At 56.4% G+C, this 20,824-nt stretch carries 20 protein-coding genes; 12 read left to right on the top strand and 8 right to left on the bottom strand.

The genetic code is table 11. The features are described from left to right. Window positions 1-38 precede the first annotated feature (38 nt). Window positions 39-515, bottom strand: a complete 477-nt coding sequence (locus tag IM317_RS04805) for a GNAT family N-acetyltransferase (RefSeq protein ID WP_033145486.1) — start codon at window positions 513-515, stop codon at window positions 39-41. Window positions 516-608: 93 nt separating this feature from the next. On the opposite strand from IM317_RS04805, the gene IM317_RS04810 reads away from it, so the two are divergent. Continuing rightward, entirely contained in the window at window positions 609-1,535 is a 927-nt protein-coding gene (locus IM317_RS04810) for a LysR family transcriptional regulator (protein ID WP_033145487.1), read from the top strand. Between the two features lie 51 nt (window positions 1,536-1,586). Here IM317_RS04810 and IM317_RS04815 read toward each other — a convergent pair whose 3' ends face one another. Then, window positions 1,587-2,453 (bottom strand): GyrI-like domain-containing protein, encoded by an 867-nt coding sequence (locus IM317_RS04815; protein WP_033145488.1) that lies wholly within the window; start codon window positions 2,451-2,453, stop codon window positions 1,587-1,589. Window positions 2,454-2,677: 224 nt separating this feature from the next. On the opposite strand from IM317_RS04815, the gene IM317_RS04820 reads away from it, so the two are divergent. Continuing rightward, window positions 2,678-2,983, top strand: a complete 306-nt coding sequence (locus IM317_RS04820) for a hypothetical protein (RefSeq protein WP_033145489.1) — start codon at window positions 2,678-2,680, stop codon at window positions 2,981-2,983. A 120-nt stretch (window positions 2,984-3,103) separates the two neighbouring features. Here the strand turns inward: IM317_RS04820 and IM317_RS04825 are convergent, their stop codons facing one another. After that, on the bottom strand, window positions 3,104-4,018 hold the full coding sequence (locus IM317_RS04825; RefSeq protein WP_033145490.1) for a LysR family transcriptional regulator: 915 nt from the start codon (window positions 4,016-4,018) through the stop codon (window positions 3,104-3,106). A gap of 169 nt (window positions 4,019-4,187) precedes the next feature. Here IM317_RS04825 and IM317_RS04830 point away from each other — a divergent pair, with 169 nt between their 5' ends. The 6 genes from IM317_RS04830 to IM317_RS04855 all read left to right on the top strand — a co-directional run bounded on the left by IM317_RS04830 (window position 4,188) and on the right by IM317_RS04855 (window position 10,981). After that, window positions 4,188-5,510 carry an amidohydrolase family protein gene (locus tag IM317_RS04830; protein WP_033145491.1) on the top strand — a complete coding sequence of 441 codons (1,323 nt, stop codon included), beginning with the start codon at window positions 4,188-4,190 and terminating at the stop codon, window positions 5,508-5,510. Between the two features lie 66 nt (window positions 5,511-5,576). Then, window positions 5,577-6,776, top strand: a complete 1,200-nt coding sequence (locus IM317_RS04835; RefSeq protein WP_080277774.1) for an arabinose transporter — start codon at window positions 5,577-5,579, stop codon at window positions 6,774-6,776. Between the two features lie 55 nt (window positions 6,777-6,831). Beyond that, window positions 6,832-7,602, top strand: a complete 771-nt coding sequence (locus IM317_RS04840) for an SDR family NAD(P)-dependent oxidoreductase (protein ID WP_033145492.1) — start codon at window positions 6,832-6,834, stop codon at window positions 7,600-7,602. Between the two features lie 101 nt (window positions 7,603-7,703). Next, complete coding sequence (locus IM317_RS04845; RefSeq protein ID WP_003857256.1) at window positions 7,704-7,979, top strand: metal/formaldehyde-sensitive transcriptional repressor; 276 nt, start codon at window positions 7,704-7,706, stop codon at window positions 7,977-7,979. A 31-nt stretch (window positions 7,980-8,010) separates the two neighbouring features. After that, entirely contained in the window at window positions 8,011-9,129 is a 1,119-nt protein-coding gene (locus IM317_RS04850; RefSeq protein ID WP_033146534.1) for an S-(hydroxymethyl)glutathione dehydrogenase/class III alcohol dehydrogenase, read from the top strand. A 160-nt stretch (window positions 9,130-9,289) separates the two neighbouring features. Then, a complete protein-coding gene (locus tag IM317_RS04855) occupies window positions 9,290-10,981 on the top strand; it encodes a methyl-accepting chemotaxis protein (RefSeq protein ID WP_033145493.1) in 1,692 nt (563 codons plus the stop codon). 48 nt (window positions 10,982-11,029) lie between these two features. Here IM317_RS04855 and IM317_RS04860 read toward each other — a convergent pair whose 3' ends face one another. From IM317_RS04860 to IM317_RS04875, 4 genes are all read right to left on the bottom strand, one after another. Further along, on the bottom strand, window positions 11,030-13,411 hold the full coding sequence (locus tag IM317_RS04860) for a glucose/quinate/shikimate family membrane-bound PQQ-dependent dehydrogenase (RefSeq protein ID WP_033145494.1): 2,382 nt from the start codon (window positions 13,409-13,411) through the stop codon (window positions 11,030-11,032). Between the two features lie 711 nt (window positions 13,412-14,122). Further along, window positions 14,123-15,046 carry a LysR substrate-binding domain-containing protein gene (locus IM317_RS04865; protein WP_193362467.1) on the bottom strand — a complete coding sequence of 308 codons (924 nt, stop codon included), beginning with the start codon at window positions 15,044-15,046 and terminating at the stop codon, window positions 14,123-14,125. Between the two features lie 181 nt (window positions 15,047-15,227). Continuing rightward, window positions 15,228-16,112: an SDR family oxidoreductase gene (locus tag IM317_RS04870; protein ID WP_033145496.1), complete on the bottom strand. Its 885-nt coding sequence runs from the start codon at window positions 16,110-16,112 to the stop codon at window positions 15,228-15,230. A gap of 64 nt (window positions 16,113-16,176) precedes the next feature. Next, the gene (locus tag IM317_RS04875; protein ID WP_023311669.1) at window positions 16,177-16,566 is read right to left on the bottom strand and encodes a YdeI family stress tolerance OB fold protein; all 390 of its coding nucleotides are present in this window, start codon (window positions 16,564-16,566) and stop codon (window positions 16,177-16,179) included. A gap of 138 nt (window positions 16,567-16,704) precedes the next feature. Here IM317_RS04875 and IM317_RS04880 point away from each other — a divergent pair, with 138 nt between their 5' ends. From IM317_RS04880 to IM317_RS04895, 4 genes are read left to right on the top strand one after another with little or no spacing between them, the layout of a single operon-like run. Then, window positions 16,705-17,208: a hypothetical protein gene (locus IM317_RS04880; RefSeq protein WP_033146535.1), complete on the top strand. Its 504-nt coding sequence runs from the start codon at window positions 16,705-16,707 to the stop codon at window positions 17,206-17,208. A 9-nt stretch (window positions 17,209-17,217) separates the two neighbouring features. Then, the gene (locus tag IM317_RS04885) at window positions 17,218-17,664 is read left to right on the top strand and encodes a DUF421 domain-containing protein (RefSeq protein ID WP_023311671.1); all 447 of its coding nucleotides are present in this window, start codon (window positions 17,218-17,220) and stop codon (window positions 17,662-17,664) included. Between the two features lie 11 nt (window positions 17,665-17,675). Next, window positions 17,676-18,194: a 2-oxo-tetronate isomerase gene (locus IM317_RS04890; protein ID WP_032657136.1), complete on the top strand. Its 519-nt coding sequence runs from the start codon at window positions 17,676-17,678 to the stop codon at window positions 18,192-18,194. Window positions 18,195-18,211: 17 nt separating this feature from the next. Further along, the gene (locus IM317_RS04895) at window positions 18,212-19,198 is read left to right on the top strand and encodes an SDR family oxidoreductase (RefSeq protein WP_033145497.1); all 987 of its coding nucleotides are present in this window, start codon (window positions 18,212-18,214) and stop codon (window positions 19,196-19,198) included. Here IM317_RS04895 and IM317_RS04900 read toward each other — a convergent pair whose 3' ends face one another. Beyond that, complete coding sequence (locus IM317_RS04900) at window positions 19,199-20,824, bottom strand: alpha-amylase family protein (RefSeq protein WP_033145498.1); 1,626 nt, start codon at window positions 20,822-20,824, stop codon at window positions 19,199-19,201.

Below are 20,824 nucleotides of genomic sequence, written 5' to 3' on the forward strand. Positions count from 1 at the left end.
ACCCCGCGGGGCGGGATCATCTCGGGTACCACGTGTCGTTATTCGGCAAATTTCAGCAGCGCGTCGCCATCAAGACGATAGCGAACCCATTCGGACTGCGGCAGCGCGCCTATGCTCAGGTAAAAATCAATCGCGGGCTGGTTCCAGTCCAGCACGCTCCATTCAAGGCGGCCGCACTGCCGTTTTACCGCGAGCTGCGCGATATGTTTCAGCAGCGCTCTTCCCGCGCCTTTACCGCGATACTCCGGGGATACGTACAGGTCTTCCATGTAAATCCCGTTGCGTCCGAGCCAGGTCGAATAGCTGGTGAAGAACACGGCATAGCCGGCAGTCTTGCCTTCACACTCCGCGATCAACGCTTCGGTTTTTGTGCCTGCGCCAAAGAGCGTTTCGCGGATCTCCTCCGGCGTGGTAACCACTTCTTCCGGCGCTTTTTCATACACCGCCAGCTCGTAGATCATGGCGTATATCGCCGCCGCATCTTCGGGGCGGGCCTGACGAATGGTGATGCTCATTATTTTCCCTGTGTTTTAGCCTGTGTTTCGATTGATGGCGTTAAGCATACGGAGTATTGTCCGAAGAATTAAGTGCAATGAAATCAACAAAAGATGAATATTATGCATCCGGTACTGAGGCGTCTTGATTTAAACCTGCTGCCCGTTTTCGACGCGATTTACCGCCATCGTTCCGTTCGGCTGGCCGCTGATGAGCTGGCGATGAGCACATCGGCACTGAGCCATGCGCTGTCGCGTTTGCGCATCACCCTTAATGACCCGCTCTTTTTTCGGGAAGGGCATCGCATGTCCCCCAGCGTGTATGCCTCTCAGCTTGCGCCTTCCATTGCTTCCGCATTGTCGTTCCTCAATCATGAGCTGACCCCGCAGCCGGAGTTTGACCCGGCCAGCAGTACCGAAAGCTTACAAATTGGGATTACGGACTTTACCGCGCTGTGCATTTTCCCGGCGCTGATGCACAAACTGCAGCTTGCTGCCCCGGGTTTGCGTTTCGAATTGCGCTATCTGCCGCACAGCCCGGCGCTGACGGAACTGCTGGCGGGCGAAGTGGATCTCGCGCTGGGTTTCAGCACTCAGGATGATATCCGGCACCCGGAGCTGGAAGAGATCGACTGGTTTGAAGATGAGTATGTGGTCATCGGCAACGCGCGCCGGACGCGTCTGACGCTGGAGGATTATCTCGCGGCCCGTCATCTGGTGGTGACGCCATGGAATGAGAAGCAGGGCGTTCTGGACGTGCGGCTGGAACAACTGGGCTATACCCGACAAATCGCGATCAAAACGCCGTCGATGCTGAGCGCGCCGTTTATCGTTGCCGAAAGCGACCTGCTGATGGCAATCCCCCGTTTTGCCGCTGAGAAGCTGGCTGCGGCAGCGGACCTGAGGATTTTTCCTTTACCGTTTTCGATACGCACGTTTGAAGTGAAAATTTACTCGCATAAACGCAGCGGCCAGCGGGGCGCAACGCGCTGGCTTAAGGATGAGCTGCAAACGCTGGCGCAGGCTGACAGGGAACCGTAGGCCGGGCAAGCGCTGTGCCGCCCGGCAGAAATGGCGGTCAATAAGAGATAGTCACTTTAACGGCAGGTAGATATCGGTTTGCAGCGCATGTTCCGGCACTTCGTGAATAAAGTTGAGGTAGTGGAAAAATACCGGGGCATCGCGCAGCGTTTCGCCGCTGGCCGGTAGCCAGTCGCGAAACATCGCCCACACCGTGGCGGAAATGGTATCCAGAGACCCCGTGTGACGGCCAACAGCGTAACGTCCGCCGTCGATTTCGCCACTGCAAACCCCGAATTCATTTTCTGGTATCGCTTCAGAGATACTGCCGCAGATATCGAAACGAAAGGCGTCTGCGGGTGTGGTTGCCGGGTCATCCCAGGCAATGCCAAACGTGCTGCTTTCGTGTACTGGCGATAAGCCCGTGGTTTTACGCCATGCAATAAATTTCGCCGCGCTGTCATTAACCCGATCCGGGCTACCACGGTGCTGCAGCATTGCCACTTGGATCTGTGGGAAATCAACAATTTTAATTTCCATCGTTTTTTGCTCCTGGAAGGTCATTTTCGGTACGCGCTGGTGCCAGTTCAGCCAGTCCGGCTGCTGCCGAAACTGACGCGGGCTTTTTCCAAACGCGTTTCTGAAGGCGCGACTGAACGATTCAGGGCTCTGGAACCCGGCATCGAGCGCAATATCAATCACCTTATCCTGAGGATTAAACGCCAGTCGCCAGGACGCATGACGCAGGCGCAACCACTGAATATAGCGATACAAAGGCTGGCCGCTAAACGCCAGGAACTGCCGGTGAAAATGATAAGGCGAACAGCAGGCTAACGCGCTGAGCAACTCCAGCGTAAGCGGTTCATCGAGATGTTGGGCGATATAGTCGCACACCGTCGTGAAGCGCTCGCGGTAAGCCGTTTTGATTGCATCGTTCATTGCATCCTCCTGATGACCTACTTTGCCTCACCGAACGGCCAAAATCCTGACCGATCTTGCTGATTATGGAGAGGGTAGACTGGCGGTATATCATTGTGCGGCATTAATCGTTCCGTCGTACCTATGATACTGCTGAATGATGAATGAAGACTCACTTCCTATACTTATATTAGGTTTGTCATAATCCAAATTTTCTAAGCTACAAAATTTTATGAGAGGTAATGATGGAAAAGGACTTAAAGCCAGAACAAATCGAAATCATAAACCGTATTGTATTTGAGCAAATCGACAAGATGCAGGCCAGAGTAGCCGAAATAGTTGCTGAAACAGAGAGATCTACGCACCAGCAGCTGCAGGATAGCGGGATTGATATGACCGAATTTTATCCGGCTAATAAGGATTATTTGATGATGACTCTTGTTCAACACTTAATAGATCAAGTACATGGCGGCAATATGGTTCTTGCCCAAAAAATGATATCCATGGAAGCAAAACGGCTGAATATCAGCGTACATGTTGAGGCAGAGTAAATAATATCGAATAAGGAATAAATGAATGGGGTCATGTTTGTGAACAGACAAATTTCGTGAGTATCGCTGAGGCTATCAGCTGCTCGTCGCTAAAGTACGTCCAACAGCTGATAGTTTTTTTCAGTTCGCTTCATGATTTGCGCAAATTTCAGCGCAAAATTCCATAAAGGCTTCGACAGCAGCGGGGGGCAGTCGACGAGATGGCCGCGTGATATACAGCGGATAGGTTTCGCCTGGCCATTCCGGAAAAAGTTCGACCAGCATTCCGTCAGCGATCAATTGCGTGACGCTGAGTGAAAGTACCTGGGCAATACCAACACCACTTACGCAGGATTGCACCATCAGATCTACATCGGTTGTCGTCAAATGACCGTGAGTATCAATAGCCAGTACTTCGCGATCGCGACGGAATTCCCACTCAAACGGTTTCCCGCGGCGAGGATCGATATACTGAATACACTCATGCGTGACTAGTTCTTCAGGATGCGCAGGTCTACCATGCCGTTTCAGATATGCCGGTGATGCCACAGTGAGTACGCGCGTTTGAAAGAGCAATTTCGAAGAAATAGTTGAGGGGAGTTGCGGCCCGAAACGCACCGCAACATCTATACCCTCCGTCACAAGATCCCCCACGTCAGGCTGCTGCACTACTGTAAGTTCCAGTTCCGGGTGACGTTCGCGCAAAAGAGGCAGTTTCGGGGCCAAAATATAACGAGCGAAGATTGGATTAACGCTGACCCGTAATGATCCTCGTACAGCAATGGCGGCACCGGATACGTAGCTTGCCGCAACTTCAATACCTTCAAGGTGTGGCGAGGCGCGCTCATACAAAGCCCGGCCTTCGTTCGTCAGGTTCATCGTACGCGTCGTACGGTTTAGCAAGCGCACTCCGAGCCTCTCTTCAAGACGATCTATCGATCTGCTCACGCCAGAAGCGGACAGTCCCAGCACCTCGCCAGCGCGACTGAAACTACCCGCCTCGACAACTGCGGCCAACACGCTCAATCCTGACAGAAGCCTTCCGTCAAAACTCATAGAGACTCACCTTTGAATTTATTCAAATATAATTTGCATAAAACTACCTTTATCAAAAATGGTGCGCAACCTATTGTGTCAGCCAATTCGTTGCCGGGCGCTATTTTACCTGTCTCCGGCTGGGCAAACCTCGCAACGAACGGCATCACTTAACCCTGAGGAATACGAAATGACAACGACGCGCACTCTTTTTAAAGGCGGCATCATCCTTACTCTGGATGCCGATATTCCCAACCTCTCCGTGGGCGATGTTCTCGTCCATGGCGACCGTATCGCAGCAGTGGGTCCGGATCTGCAGGCGGATGATGCCCAGGTGATCGATGCAACTGACCATATTGTAATGCCCGGCCTGGTGGATGCTCACCACCATATGTGGCTTGGCGTGATGCGCCGCATGATGCCAAATGTCGACGATCTTTTTGCTTACATTGATGTGGTCGCAGAGAAACTGGGCAAACATTATCGTCCTCTGGACATGTACCTGAGTACCAGGCTCACGGCACTTGCCTCACTGGACGCTGGTATTACTACCATCATTGATGCCTGCCACAACTCGCGCAGCCCCGAGCATACTGATGCAGCATTAGATGCTCTAAAGGAAAGCGGCATCCGTGCGTTACATATGGTCGGTGCAGCAATGGATAAAGAAGCTTCGTCGGCGCATTTGCCTGCGGATTTGGAGCGGCTGTCGCGAAGCTGGAATACAAATGACAGCCTGGTGCACGTTGGTCTGTTTGGTCAGCTCAATCTTGACTGGTGGAAGGTCGCGCGCAAACTCGACATGCGCATTCTGACCGAATTCATCGGCGATCTCGCCAATCTCGGCCCTGAGTTTGCCACGCCGGGCGTACTGGGCACACATAACATCTTCAACCACTGTTCAAGGGTTCCTCAGGATACGTGGAAGCTCCTGGCCGATTCAGGAGTGAACATCACGGTCAATCCACGGTCGGATGCGCTATTTGGCTTCGACGATGAAAGTTTTGCCTACCAGCAGGCTGTCGATCGCGGCTTGACCCCGGCACTGGGCATTGACCTTGATACTGCCTTTGGCAGCGATATGTTCGGGGAAATGCATGCTCTGTTCGGGCAACAGCGATCGGCTATGCGCTACCGTCGCTTCCGTGGTGAGGACAATGTGCCGTCTCCCATCACGGCCGAGGACGTCCTGAAAGCGGCAACGGTTAATGGCGCGCGTGCGGCCGGTTTGGAGGACCAGATTGGCACCCTTACGCCAGGCAAGCAGGCCGACATTATCATGGTTCGCACCAGCGGAGCCGCTGTTTTCCCGGTAACCAACGTCATTGGTACCGTCGTGCAGGCGATAGAGCGGTCTGATGTGGATACCGTGATGGTGGCCGGCCAGCTTCGTAAACGTGCGGGCAAGTTGGTGGATATCGATCTGGCGGCGCTCAGTACAGAGATAACCGTTTCTCGTGATTACCTGCTCAACGCCAGCTGCTATCACATCGATCTTTTTAAAGCATCCTGATGACAGAGCGGCCTGATACACCGGGCCGTTCAACCCTCTTAATCATATTTCATAAAGGATAATGACATGGGAGCCCTCGCCATTAAGCGGTTCGCGGAGGATAACACCCCGCGCGTCCTGCTTCCCCGCCCGGCAACGGGCGTTATTGCCGCACTTTTCTTTGGCTATCTGGCAGTCGGACTGCCGCTGCCGGTGATTCCATTGTTCATCCATGGCCATCTCGGCTTCAGCAACCTCGTGGTGGGACTGGCGATCGGCATCCAGTTTCTGGCCACCGTCCTGACCCGCGGCTATGCCGGACGGGTTACAGACCAGCAGGGCGGTAAACGTTCTGCTCTCCAAGGAGCAATCCTTTCAGCGATAGCAGGGGCGCTGTATCTGGTGGCTTCGGTAACGGATTTATCGCCTGCTGCAACCCTTTGCATTGTTATCGCAGGTCGTCTGATGGCCGGTTTTGGCGAAAGTCAGTTCGTGACGGGATGTGTCTCCTGGGCAATTGCTTCAGTTGGCCCTCAGCGCACCGGTATGTCCATGTCCTGGACCGGCATCGCGATGTTCGCGGCGCTGTCGATTGGTGCTCCTGCTGGCATGGCGTTATATCAGCATTACAGCCTCGCAATGGCGATGATTGCCTGTATCGCTGCACCGATGTTGGCCGCTCTGGTTGCATTTTGTACCCCATCATATATATCGCCTGGAGGTCCGCGACTGCCATTCCATCGCGTAGTAGGGCGCATCTGGCGCGAAGGGCTGGGATTAATGCTGCAGGGCGTGGGGTTGTCAGGACTAACCGCTTTTGCCTCGCTGTACTTTGCGGCACATCACTGGCAGAACGCCGGCCTGGTGATGACTGCGTTTGGTCTGGGTTTTATTTTCGTTCGCCTCGCCCTGGGGCATCTGCCAGACCAAATGGGCGGCTATCGCGTTGCAGTTTGGTCACTGGTGGTTGAAGCGCTAGGCCAGGCAATGCTGTGGTTGGGTTCAAACGAATGGATGGCACTTGCAGGTGCGCTGGTTACCGGACTGGGCTGTGCGCTGGTTTTCCCCGCATTGGGCGTCGAAGCCTTAAGACGTGTTCCACAAGCCAACCGCGGCAGCGCAATGGGCGCGTTCGTTGCATTTCTGGATGTCGCTTATGGAATCGCCGGGCCGGTAGCTGGCCTGATCGCCGGTCAGTTTAGTTATGCCGCTGTATATCTGTCTGGTGCGGTCTGTGCGCTGCTGGGTGCGCTGATTGCGAGCGCGTCTCGCATACAGCAATCCTGAATTAACATCCGAGCCGGCAGCGCTTGCTGTCGGTTTACTAATCTGGAGAAATTATATGTCACGCATTTTCATCTCCGGTTCGTCCACAGGCCTGGGTCTGATGGCAGCCGAACTGCTGGTTCAACAAGTACATCAGGTTGTGTTGCACGCGCGTAATGCGAACCGTGCAGAAGATGCCCAACGCGCCTTACCGCAGGCTGAAGCCGTCGTTGTCGGTGACCTGGAGACAATGGAAGGTGCCAGGCAAACGGCATTACGTGTCAACGCCCTGGGACGCTTCGATGCCGTCATCCACAATGCTGCCGTTGGCTACAATGAAGCGTATCGCCTGACCCGCGACGGGCTGCCGCATGTTTTCGCGATCAACACGCTCTCGGCTTACATCCTCACCGCGTTGATTGAACGTCCACAGCGCCTCGTCTATCTGAGTTCGGGTATGCATCATCATGCCCGGGCAAACCTGGATGATATTCTCTGGCGCAAACGTCGCTGGAATGGCTCAGACGCCTATGCGGAGAGCAAATTGCACGACGCTATGCTGGCTTTTGCTCTGGCGCGTCGCTGGCGTGATGTGCGTAGTAACAGCCTCGAGCCTGGCTGGGTGCCGACAAATATGGGGGGGCCGCATGCCCCGGACGATATGGACCAGGCGCACCTGACCCAGGCCTGGCTTGCCGCCAGCCGTGATTCTGCGGCTGACGTAACGGGGAAATATTTCTACCACATGAAGCGCATGACGGCTAATCCGCAGGCGCACGACGTTGTATTGCAGGATCGTCTCATCGATATTTGTACCGAGATTTCAGGGATAGCGCTGCCGGAGTAATACGTAACGTTACCGAAGTGCGTATTAACCATAAAAAACAGAGTGTTTACATCTTAAGGATAAAATAGGTACAATACCCCCCTATAGTATCAGGAGGGCGTATGCCGCATTCACCCGAAGATAAAAAACGTATTCTTACTCGCGTCCGCCGCATTCGGGGTCAGGTTGATGCCCTTGAACGCGCGCTGGAGTCGGGCGACCCCTGTCTGGCCATCCTGCAGCAAATCGCCGCCGTGCGCGGGGCTGCCAATGGCCTGATGGGCGAAATGGTTGAAATTCACCTCAAAGATGAGCTGGTGACGGGGGAAACCACGCCGGATCAGCGAGCCGTACGCATGGCGGAAGTCGGCCATTTGCTGCGCTCTTATCTAAAATAAACCCACACACCTGACAAAAAGGGAAGACATGATGAAATCTCGCGCTGCAGTTGCATTTGGTCCCGGCCAGCCGCTGAAAATCGTTGAAATCGACGTGGCACCGCCGAAGAAAGGCGAAGTGCTGATCAAAATCACCCATACCGGCGTGTGCCATACCGATGCGTTTACGCTCTCCGGTGACGATCCGGAAGGCGTCTTCCCGGCGGTGCTGGGTCATGAAGGCGGCGGGATTGTGGTGGAAGTGGGCGAGGGAGTGACCAGCCTGAAGCCTGGCGATCACGTTATCCCTCTGTACACCGCGGAATGCGGCGAGTGTAAGTTCTGTAAATCCGGTAAAACCAACCTCTGCCAGGCGGTTCGCGCCACTCAGGGGAAAGGGCTGATGCCGGACGGTACCACCCGTTTCTCCTATAACGGCGAGCCTGTTTACCACTACATGGGCACCAGCACCTTCAGCGAGTACACCGTTTGCGCGGAAATTTCCCTGGCGAAGGTGAACCCGCAGGCGCCGCTGGATAAAGTCTGCCTGCTGGGCTGCGGCGTGACCACCGGTATTGGCGCGGTGCATAACACGGCAAAAGTCAAAGAGGGCGACACCGTGGCGGTGTTCGGTCTCGGCGGCATTGGTCTGGCGGTGATTCAGGGCGCGGTGCAGGCGAAGGCCGGGCGTATCATCGCGGTCGACACCAACCCGGAGAAATTCAGGCTGGCGGGTGAAATGGGCGCGACCGATTTCGTGAACCCGAAAGATCACGAAAAACCGATTCAGGACGTCATCGTTGAGATGACCGACGGCGGCGTTGACTTCAGCTTCGAATGTATCGGCAACGTGAACGTGATGCGTTCCGCACTCGAATGCTGCCACAAAGGCTGGGGCGAGAGCATCATCATTGGCGTGGCCGGCGCGGGCCAGGAGATTAAAACCCGTCCGTTCCAGCTGGTCACCGGTCGCGTATGGCGCGGTTCCGCGTTTGGCGGCGTGAAGGGCCGTACCCAGCTTCCGGGTATGGTTGAAGATGCTATGGTCGGCAAGATTCAGCTCGATCCGTTCATTACCCACCGCTTGCCGCTGGAGCAGATCAACGACGCGTTCGATCTGATGCACGAAGGAAAATCCATCCGTACCGTCATTCATTTCGGCGACAAGTAACTCTTCTGCCGGCGGTTTTTCACCGCTGGCGTTTCTTTAATAATCTTCTCTAAAGTGTGACCAGTGCGGCGTTTTTAGCCGTAATCTAAATCCCCACCGTGCCGATGACTATTTAACACGCATGTTTTTACGCATCTTACCTACAAGAGAGTCGACGGTCATGGACAACACTACTTCGATGCAGGCGCAGCGCAAGCTGAGCTTCTTGCATCACATCAGGCTGGTTCCGCTGTTTTCCTCCATTCTCGGTGGCATTATTCTTCTGTTCGCCTTGAGCTCGGGTCTGGCGGGGTATTTCCTGCTGCAGGCCGATAACGATCAGCAGGATGTCACGTCCGAAATTCAGGTGCGTATGGGGCTATCGAACAGCTCAAACCATCTGCGTACCGCGCGTATTAATCTGATCCACGCCGGTGCGGCAAGCCGTATCGCGGAGATGGATGCGATGAAGCAGAACATCAGCGAGGCGGAAACGCGCATTAAGCAGTCCCAGGAGAGCTTTACCGCCTATATGAATCGTGCCGTGCGTACCGCTGAGGGTGCAGCGCTGGATGAGGATCTCAAGGCGCGGTACGACGCCTATATTGCGGGCATGCAGCCGATGGTGAAATTCGCCAAAAACGGCATGTTCGAAGCGATTATCAACCACGAAAACGAAACGGCGCGTCCGCTGGATGACGCTTACAACGCCGTGCTGCTGAAGGCGATTAAGATCCGCACCGAGCGTGCCAATGCGCTGACGGCGCAGGCGCACAGCCGTACGCAGCTGGGCCTGATGTTTATGGTGGGCGCGTTTGCGCTTGCGCTGGTGCTGACGGCGATGACCTTTGTCGTGCTCCGCCGCACGGTCATTAATCCGTTGCAGCGTGCAGCGAAACGTATCGAGAATATCGCCAAAGGCGACCTGACGATGCCGGACGACGTGGCCGGGCGCAGCGAAATTGGCCGCCTGACGCGCGATCTGCAAACCATGCAGCACTCGCTTGAAAACACCGTAGGCACCGTACGTCAGGGGGCGGAGGAGATCTACCGTGGCACGAGCGAGATTTCCGCCGGTAACACCGATCTCTCTTCGCGTACCGAACAGCAGGCTGCGGCCATTGAGCAAACCGCCGCAAGCATGGAACAGCTGACCGCGACGGTCAAACAGAACGCCGATAACGCCCATCATGCCAGCAAGCTTGCGGAAGATGCCTCCGGGAAAGCCAGCCGCGGCGGCCAGATGGTCTCAGGCGTGGTCAAAACCATGGGCAATATCTCCACCAGTTCGAAAAAAATCTCCGAGATCACCGCCGTCATCAACAGCATTGCGTTCCAGACCAATATCCTGGCGCTTAACGCGGCGGTAGAAGCGGCGCGGGCGGGCGAGCAGGGGCGCGGTTTTGCCGTGGTGGCAAGCGAAGTCCGAACCCTTGCAAGCCGCAGTGCGAATGCCGCAAAAGAGATCGAAAGCCTGATTAACGAATCGGTCTCGCTGATCGACCAGGGCTCCGGTGAGGTTGTGGCTGCCGGTAACACCATGAATGAAATCGTCGAAGCGGTTAAACGCGTGACCGACATCATGCTGGAGATTGCCGCCGCGTCCGATGAGCAGAGCCGCGGTATCGTGCAGGTGAGCCAGGCGATTTCTGAGATGGATAAAGTGACCCAGCAGAACGCCTCGCTGGTGGAAGAAGCCTCTGCGGCCGCCGCGTCTCTGGAAGAACAGGGCGCGCGTCTGACCGAGGCGGTTGGGGCGTTTCGTCTGAGCAGTACAAAGCCGGGCCGCGCGGTGATGTCTGCGCCAGTATCGAAGAACGCGCCGTTGCGTCCGGCGGCGACGGTTTCCGGGGATAACTGGGAGACGTTCTGAGTCGCCACCGGGCAAAAAAAAGGGACCTTTCGGTCCCTTTTTCACATCTTATTGCTTATCGGGTAACGCGTACGCGATAACGTAATCCCCGCGATCCGGCGACTGTCGGGCGCCCCCGGCGTTGATGATGATGTACTGCTTACCGGTTTTCGGCGACACGTAGGTCATCGGGCCGGACTGGCTGCCGACCGGCAGACGGTCTTTCCAGATCTCTTTCCCGGTGGCGGTATCAAACGCGCGCAGGTAGAAATCCTGCGTGCCGGCGAAGAACAGCAGGCCGGACTGGGTAGAGAGTGACGCGCCCAGCGTCGGCATGCCGATTGGGATTGGCATGTGCATACGAATGCCCAGCGGCCCGGTATCTTCCACCGTGCCAACAGGCACCTGCCACACCAGCTTGCCGGTTTTCAGGTCAACGGCCGACATGGTGCCAAACGGCGGCTTCTGGCACGGAATGCCCAGCGGCGACAGGAAGCGTTCGCGCATCGCGCCGAACGGCGTGCCGTCCATCGGTACGATGCCCATCTCGATGCCGCTGGCGTTTTTCGCCACGTTAGCGCGCGGCACCATGTAGTTTGCCAGGCCCAGGCGCATATCGTTGACGAACATCAGGCTGTTGTTCGGGTCAACGGAGACGCTCCCCCAGTTCATCCCGCCGAGTGAGCCAGGGAACTGCAGGGAACGGTCGAGACCCGGCGGGGTGAAGACGCCCTGATGACGCATCTCTTTAAACTGAATGCGGCACAGCAGCAGGTCAACAGGCGTCGCCCCCCACATGTCGGATTCGGTCAGCGTCTGGTTGCCAATCATCGGCATGCCAACGGAATACGGCTGGGTCGGAGAGTAGCGTTCACCTTCAACGTTACCCGCAGGGACAGGACGTTCTTCTACCTTCGCCACCGGCTTGCCGGTTTCGCGGTTAAGCATGAAGATCATGCCCTGCTTGCTGGTCTGCACCAGCACGGGCGTGGTACCGCCCTTACCGTCGGGCAGGTCGTACAGCAGCGGCTGGGAAGGCAGGTCAAAGTCCCACAGGTCGTGGTGGGTTGTCTGGAAATGCCAGCGCACCTGACCGGTGGTCGCGTCGACGGCGACGATGGAGGAACTGTATTTATCGTCCAGCGCGGTACGTTCGCCCGCCCAGAAGTCCGGGGTGGCGTTGCCGGTTGGCAGGTAGATCAGGTTCAGCTTAGCGTCGTAGGACATTGCTGACCAGACGTTCGGCGTGCCGCGCGTGTAGGTCTGGCCTTCCGGCGGCAGGCCGGTCAGGTTCGGATTACCCGGATCCCACGCCCACGCCAGTTTACCGGTGTGAACGTCGTAGGCGCGCACCACGCCCGGCGGTTCGCCGGTGGAGTAGTTATCCGCGACGCGACCGCCGACGACAACGACATTCCCGGCGACCAGCGGCGTGGAGGTCTGCTGATAATACCCGGGCTTGATCTCGCCCATGCCGACGCTCAGATCCACGGTGCCATGGTCACCGAAGTCTTCGCAGACCTTGCCGGTATCCGCGTTGATGGCAATCAGGCGGGCGTCGGTGGTCGGCAGGAACAGGCGGCGAGGGCATGCCGCAGGCGGTGTCTCTGCCTGTGACGTTGTCACGCTGGAATGGTCTTCAAAATAGCCCAGACCGCGGCAGCGCTGCCAGTTAGGCGCCGTGGCTTTGGAATCGTAGCGCCATTTTTCTTTGCCGGAATCCACGTCCAGCGCCAGCACTTTACTGTACGGGGTACAGACGTACAGCGTGTCGCCAATCTGCAATGGCGTGTTCTGATCTTCCGCGCCGGAGCCGTTGCTCTGCGGAATATCGCCTGTGTGCGCAACCCACGCGACTTTCAGATCGCGGACGTTTTGCTTGTTAATCTGGTCCAGCGCGGCGAAACGGTCGCCGTGGGTGGTATTACCCCAGTGCGCCCAGTTCTTTTGCTGCTCGCCGGGGGCGACGGGTTTCACCGGAACGGGCTCGTTCGCTGCCACGAGGGTCTGCGGCTTAAACATCCAGCCCAGGCTGACCAGCATCGCCACCGCGAGCACGGCCGCGACGCCAAAAGCGGGAGCCTTGTTCGCAACGCTGTGGTTTGCCGCGCGCAGGAAAGGCCAGACGATGGCGCAGAGGAAGGCCAGTACGGCAAAGGTAAACAGGCGAGAGAAGAGCGGCCAGAAATCCCAGCCCGCATCGCCTACCGCCCAGAACAGCGAGGCAATAAAGGCGATGGCGTAAAGCACGATCCCGCTGCTGCGATTGAGGAAAATCAGGATCGCGGCAATCACCATCACCGCGCCCATTATCAGGAAGTATCCACTTCCGCCTACGGTGACGAGCTTAAAGCCCAGCCCGCCGACTGCCAGACCGATGAGCAACATCAGTCCGGCAAGGAGCCACTGCAGGATACGCGGTATCCCACGTGGCGCGCTGCCAAATGCCATTTCTGTCTCCTTAAGATCCCCCCGTCGTGCTGGGTGTGTACCAGTTGGGTAATAAATGCGGAGGGAAGAATGATTAATACGGGTGAATTCGGAGTTGTAAAATTATTTACGAACCATTTGGTGAATTCGTCGCTATGATAAAACTGTTAAATTGTTTTACGCAATTGTTAATGAATGATTTCGCATTAATTGATTAGGGCGCAGACGGCCCCTCTCCCTTGAGGGAGAGGGCTGGGGTGAGGGGGAACATACGGCTGTGGTGGTCATTCCGTTCACTTTATGTTTCTTGCTACTCTGTAACGACATGGCCTGTGAACGTGCCTGGGCGGCTCAATCGCCACCGCCCTGGCAACCCGGGCTCCCGGCGGTAAATCGCCGCTTCGCGGATTGCTCGCCCCATCCCTGGGGCTCACCCTTTCAGGGCCAGCGCAGGCGCTGTCCAAAATTGCTCCCGGCAATTTTGTCCTCAGCTTATTCCTTCAGGCTATCGGGTCGGGCATGAGCCTGCATCCCTGCAGGCCACGCCCTCTCGGCGCATCCCTGCGCCTCGCCCCGGCCTTGCGGAAACGCTTCGGCGATTTACAGCCGGACCAGAGCGTCGCTGTAAGTTCTTCATTTTCCTGAGGCAATATTTATCGCTTCGGGTGGAAAAATGGCTGGTGAACCCTCGCCCCGTTGGGGAGAGGGTTAGGATGAGGAGGGCGAAAGTTGTCAGACCGGCATTGATTTACGGATAGCGCTCAGCAGCGTCTGCGCGCCCGTTGAAAGCGGCGTGTCTACGCGGGTCAAAATGCCGATAGGTTCACCGGGGCCGGGGGAGGTAATCGGCAGGGCGATCAGCGTTCCCTGACGTAAATCATCTTTCACCGCGCCGGAGGGGACGAACCAGACGTAGTCATAATCCAGCGTAAGCTGGCGCGAAAGCGAGGCCGACAGCGTTTCGATACATCCTGAGGGCAGCGTACACCCCTGCATTTGCAGCAAGGTTTCGGCGGTCTGGCGGGGAACGGTCCCTTTTGGGCAGACCACTACCGGCCACTCCATCACGCGGCTTAACGTGACCGTGTCCTGCAGCAGGGGGTGATCGGGACGAACCACCAGCTTCAGAGACTCCAGGAACAGCAGTTCATAGTTGAGGCCGCCCATCAGCTCAGGGTCGGACATGCGACCGATCCCGAGATCCAGTTCGCCGGATTTCAGCCCCGCGAGCAGCATGGTGTTATTCATGGTGGCGACCTGAATCGTGGTATGCCGCTGCTGCTTGTGGAAATGGCCGATAACGGGCGGAAGAATGCCCAGCGCCGCGGTAGGCAGAGCGCCCACGCGCACCACCTCACTGGATTGCTCTTCTTTTCGGTGCAGGGACTGGCCTGCGGTATTGAGCGCATCCAGCACTTTAACGGCGTGCGTGAGGAACTGTTCGCCCACGATGGTAAGCTGCGCCCCCAGCCGGCCGCGGTCAAAAAGACGGGCGCCGGTCAGCTGTTCCAGCTCGTTGAGGGTTTTTGAGAGCGCAGGCTGGCTCAGGTTGAGAGTTTCAGCCGCACGCCCCAGCGTTCCCTGTTGAGCGACGGCCACAAATGTATGCAAATGGCGCAAGCGTATGCGCTGACTGAACAGACCATTTTTTTCCATAGGCGATGTTAAAAACAGAGCGATGCGGGTGACAAGTTAAGTTGTTTAATTTTGATAACCTGATAGCAAAATATTTTTAACATTTGATCTGTTTGAGTTACAACATGTTTTTTGGCGGGGGAATAAAAGCGAACATCCTTGTTCGTTTATTGCTCACTGCGGAGGGGTATCGTCTACCGGTTTAGATCACGCCGTCGCCGCCATCGGAGCACCACACCTGGCCGGACGTAAATGAACATTCATCCGAGGCCAGCGTGACGTACAGCGGGGCAATCTCGACGGGCTGGCCCGGACGTCCCAGCGGGGTGTCGCCACCGAACTCCTTCACTTTTTCCATCGGCTGCCCGCCGCTGGACTGAAGAACCGTCCAGTAAGGGCCAGGAGCAACCGCGTTGACGCGAATGCCTTTCGGACCCAGCTGCTTGGCTAAGGATTTGGTAAACACCGCCAGACAGGCTTTCGTCTGGGCATAGTCCAGCAGCACGGGGCTGGGCTTCACCGCCTGAACGGAGGAGGTATTAATGATAACGGACGACGCTTTCAGGTGGCGCAGGGCCGCCTTGGTGATCCAGAACGGAGCGTAAACGTTGGTTTTAAACGTTGCGTCAAAATCTTCCGTGGTCAGTTCCTCAAGCGATTCACGGAACTGCTGACGGCCGGCGTTGTTGACCAGAATGTCCAGCCCGCCCAGTTTCGACACGGCTTCTTCGACCAGATTCTGACAGAAGGTTTCGTCCCGGACGTCACCCGGCAACGCGATGGCCTTGCGGCCTTCCGCTTCGATCAGCTCGATGACCTCAGCGGCGTCTTTTTCCTCTTCGGGCAGGTAGTTAATGGCAACGTCAGCGCCTTCACGCGCATAGGCGATAGCGACCGCGCGACCAATGCCGGAGTCTCCGCCGGTAATCAGCGCTTTTTTGCCGGCAAGGCGGCCATGCCCTTTATAGCTTTGTTCCCCGTGGTCGGGTACGGGCTGCATTTCGGATGCCAGTCCCGGCGGCGTTTGCGGCTGTTCCGGGAACGGGGGCTGCGGGTAAGCGTTCGTACGTTGTTTAGTATCACTCATAGCTGACTCCTTAAGCCAAGGGGTGAGATTTGATGGATAACTGCAGCGTTAACGCTTCGCTGAATTATTTCTGCAAACGATCTACACGGACGACGGCAGGAGATGATTTTTTATCAAGCGAACCGTTGATACTGATCATCTGGTCGGGTTTTACCGTTCTGCCGTCGAAGACTGCCTGGGGAATAATAACGTCGATTTTTCCGGTTTTATCCTGAAATACAAACTTATCGCCGCTACCGTCAATAAGATTACCGCGTAATGAAATTGTCGCACCATCGTGCAATTCTTTTGCCTGCTTGATGGTCATAATACGCGCGTCGTCGGTTCCGCGATATCCGCTATCAAGCGCGTGGGGAGGCGGTGGTGCTTCGCCTTTTTGTAAACCCCCGTTATTATCTGCCCATGCGGCCGGAACCAGAAATATCAATAAAGCGGAAATAAGTGATAATTTCATCCGATATCCTTCATTTTGCGTGTCTTGACTTATTAAGTATTGTTGCTATTCCTTTATGTGGCAAATGTGATAAGTCCTAAAAACATTCGCGTTAGAAATCAAAATTATCGGATAATAAGCGAAACGGTGACGATGACCATGAAGCGTGAAAATGAAAAGTTACCCGGGATAGATGAGAGTTACCGTTTGCTGACGTTTGAATACGCGTTTCGTCAGGTGGGATTTATTGTTCTGCTGGGTGTTATCGTCGCGGCGATTGCCGGTCTGTTTTCCAGCGGAATGGTCAGCGACACGGTTAAAACGAATTCCGCTAAATCATTGACCATAGACTATGAACGCTTTGGACGACGGGAGACAGAGACCCGGATGGCGCTCGCGTTTCCGGTGCAGAGCGAGGGGAAGTATGTCCTCAGCATGACCAGCGAGAGCAGCGATGCGTATGAGCCCGGCAGCGTCTGGCCGCAGCCGGACGCTATGTTCAGCCGCGGGAAGACTCTCTATTTTGTCTATAACAACCTGAAAAAAACAGACAGCTTCTCCGTGTTACTCTTCACGACACCTTCCAGAGCCGGTAAATGGAAAACCGTCATCCGCGTCAACAGCGAGCCGGAAATTAACATCTGGCAATTTATTTATCCGTAGGAGGCTGATATGGATATGGTCTTTCGCGCGCTGGCTATTTATCTGTTTCTGGTGGTGGTATTTAAAGTGGCCGGGCGTCGCGCGCTGCTGCAGATGACCAGCTTCGATCTCATTCTGCTCCTGATAATTAGTGAAGCCACGCAGCAGGCGCTTCTCGGACAGGATTTTTCCGTCACCGGCGCGATGATTACCATTACCACGCTGGTGGTAGTAGATATTATTTTCGGACTAATGAAGAAGTATTTTTCTCCGGTGGAGAATATTCTGGATGGCACGCCTGTTATTCTGGTGGAGAACGGCGTGCCGTTAGCCGATAAACTGAAAAAAGTTGACGTGTCCTGTGATGATATTCTGGTGTCAGCGCGCCAAAATAATGGCATTACGGAAATAAGCGACATTAAATATGCCATACTTGAGCGCAATGGGCATATTTCAATCATTCCTTTCGAGAAATAAGAGGCGGCAAGATGAGCAATCTTTTTCACGACAGCAATAATACCGTGGGTGAACTGACGAAAAAGCTGGCGAGCAAATTAACCGATCTCGGGCTTCGCTTAACCACCGCGGAGTCCTGCACGGGCGGAAAACTCTCGGTGGCGCTTTGCGCAGAGGAAAACACCGCCGAATTTTATGATGTTGGGCTGGTCGTGTTCAGCGATGAAGCTAAAGCGCGGATCCTCGGCGTGCGTCCTGAGACGCTTGAGCGGTTTACGGCCGTGAGCGAGCAGACGGTAACCGAAATGGCCGCCAGTATCCGCGACATCGCCCAGGCCGATATCAGCATCGCCATCAGCGGCTACGCGGGTCCGGAAGGGGGCGACGACGGCACGGCGGCGGGGACGGTCTGCTTCGCGTGGAACATACGCGGCGAGACGAAGACCCGCACCGTGCTTTTCTCCGGTGACTGTCAGGATGTGGTCGAAAAAGCGGTGCATTACTCGCTGGCTGAACTGGTGACAACCTTGTCGGACGGGAATAACGGATAAACTCAGGTGGAGGTTCTATGGCTGTCATAGTGATTACCGGCGGGACGGCGGGCGTGGGAAAAGCCACGGCGCTGCATTTTGCAAAGGCGGGTTACGACGTGGGGCTCATCGCCCGCGATGAAGCCAGCCTGCACTCTACCCAGGAGGAGCTACGGCGCTTTGGCGTTAATGCCCACGCCGTGCAGGCGGACGTCGCCGACAGCCAGGCGGTGGTGGATGCCGCTAAGGAAATTGAGTATCGCCTCGGCGCGATTGATGTCTGGGTGAACAACGCCATGGGGGCCGTTCTGGCACCGTTCCGAACCCTTACGCCGGACGAATTTCGGCGCGTGACTGACGTGACCTACCTCGGCTACGTGAACGGCACTCGCGCCGCGCTCGAACTTATGGTTCCGCGCGACAGGGGGGTGATTATCCAGGTGGGCTCCGCGCTGGCCTACCGTTCCATTCCGCTGCAGTCAGCCTACTGCGGGGCAAAAGCGGCGATCCGCGGGTTCACCGATGCGGTGCGTACCGAGCTGATGCATGAGAACAGCCGGGTTCAGCTTTCGATGGTCCAGATGCCGGGGCTCAATACCCCGCAGTTCGAATGGGCGAGGAACAAGTTCGCCTGGGCGATGCGCCCGGTGCCGCCGGTCTTTGAGCCTGAGGTGGCCGCCAGCGCCATCTTCAGGGTGGCGCAAAAGCCGGTGCGCGAGCTGTGGGTTGGCAGCAGCACCATCCAGTCCATCGTCGGGCAATTTTTCTTCCCCGGTTTTCTTGACCGGCTGATGGTGAAAAAGGCGTGGGAAGGCCAGATGACCGACGATCTCAACGCGCCGGATCGCCGGGACTACCTCGACCAGCCGGTTAACGATCTGCATAAAATCCATGGCCGTTTTACTGACGAGGCGAAAACCCGCGCGCCGTCCGTCACCTCCGGCATGCCGGGGAAAGTGGCCCTTGGCGCCCTCGCGGTGGCGGGAATAGTGCTGACGCGTCTGATAACTCGCCGGAAACCGTAGTCAGCGCAGCGCGCTACGGTGCGTCCAGAACCAGCGATAGCCGTAGCCGCCAAGGCTGAGCTGAACGGTTTTACCGCAAATCAGCGCGTCATCGTAGCGCTTGTCCTCGAGACAGGCGGTCCAGGTGGCGTTGCGGATCCCTTTGGCGGTGAACTGCACCGGCTGGTCGCTGAAGTTGACGAAGGTCAGGATGCTGCGCTCGTCGGTCTCGTAATAAAGCCCCAGCACCGCGTCATCATCGATTGTGATAATGCGAAAGGGCGCAACGGCAATTTCGGGGAACTCCGAGCGGGTAGTGGCAATATCGATGATCCGGTGCAGGAGCGAGTTGTGGTGAAGCAGCGAATCGGCGACGTTGACTTTCTGATAGCGGTAAGGGCCATGGTCGATAATCGGCGCGATAAACTTTTCCGGGTCAGCTGCAGAGAAACCACCTCCTTGCGATCCTGCCCACTGCATCGGGGTGCGGACGGCGTAGCGCTCCTCCAGATCCAGGTCGTCACCCATGCCTATCTCGTCGCCGTAGCGCATCACCGGGACACCCGGCAGGGAAAACAGCACCGCGTGGCAGAACGCCAGCCGCTTCCGATCGCCGTTGAGCATCGGCGCCAGGCGGCGGCGGATCCCGCGCTGATAGACGTTCATCTCCTCATCAGGGGCGAAGGTATCGAGGACAAACTGTTTGTCTTTCTGACTGATGCCTTCCAGATCCAGCTCGTCGTGATTGCGCAGCCAGTTGGCAAAACAGCAGGAGTCAGGCGGGACGATCATCTTCTTCACCGCATTGCGCAGCGGGCGGGCGCTTTTGCGGGCCAGGCTGACGTAGAAATACTTGTTGAGCCAGAAATTGAGCACCAGATTCAGACGGTCGTTATTGCCGAAGTAGTCTTTATAGGCCTCAACGTCTACGTCAACTTCGCCCAGCAGGATCGCGTCCGGATTGCGCTCTTCGATAAGACGCCGCATATGTTCGAGGATCCACAGACCCTTTTTTTCATCACCGTTTCCCGCCTGGGTGGTGAGGTGGGACGCGGCATCGAGGCGAAATCCCGACACGCCCAGCTTGAGCCAGAAGAGGATGATGTTTTCAATCTCTTTAAGCACCGCGGGCGAGGTGAGGTTCAGATCCGGCTCGTGGCGATAGAACATGTGCCGGTAGTATTGTCCCGCCTCGTCGTCCCAGGTCCAGATGCTCTCTTCCACGCCTGGAAACATGGGGGGCGTATCGTCCTCGTCGTTATCCGACCAGAGGTAATAATCACGATAGGGTGACGCCGGGTTGCGGCGGGCCTGCTGGAACCAGGGATGCGCGTCCGACGTGTGCTGGATCAGTAGCTCAATAATGACCTGCATGCCCAGCTCGCGGGCCTGCTCGATAAAGGCGATGATATCGGCCAGCTTTCCGAAGCGGGGATCCACCTGGAGGTGGTCGCTGACGTCGTAGCCTTCATCGAGAAAGGGCGTGAGGTAAAACGGGGTGATCCAGATGACCGTCGCCCCCATGCGGCGTATATAGCGCAGCTTGGCCGCGATCCCGGCGATGTCCCCGCAGCCATCGCCGTTCAAATCATAAAATAGCGCGGTATCAATCTGATAAATAATGGCTCGTGTATGCCAGTCGGTCAT

The sequence above is a fragment of the Enterobacter cloacae complex sp. S3 genome (genome assembly GCF_014930495.1).
Lineage (GTDB): Bacteria > Pseudomonadota > Gammaproteobacteria > Enterobacterales > Enterobacteriaceae > Enterobacter > Enterobacter asburiae_B.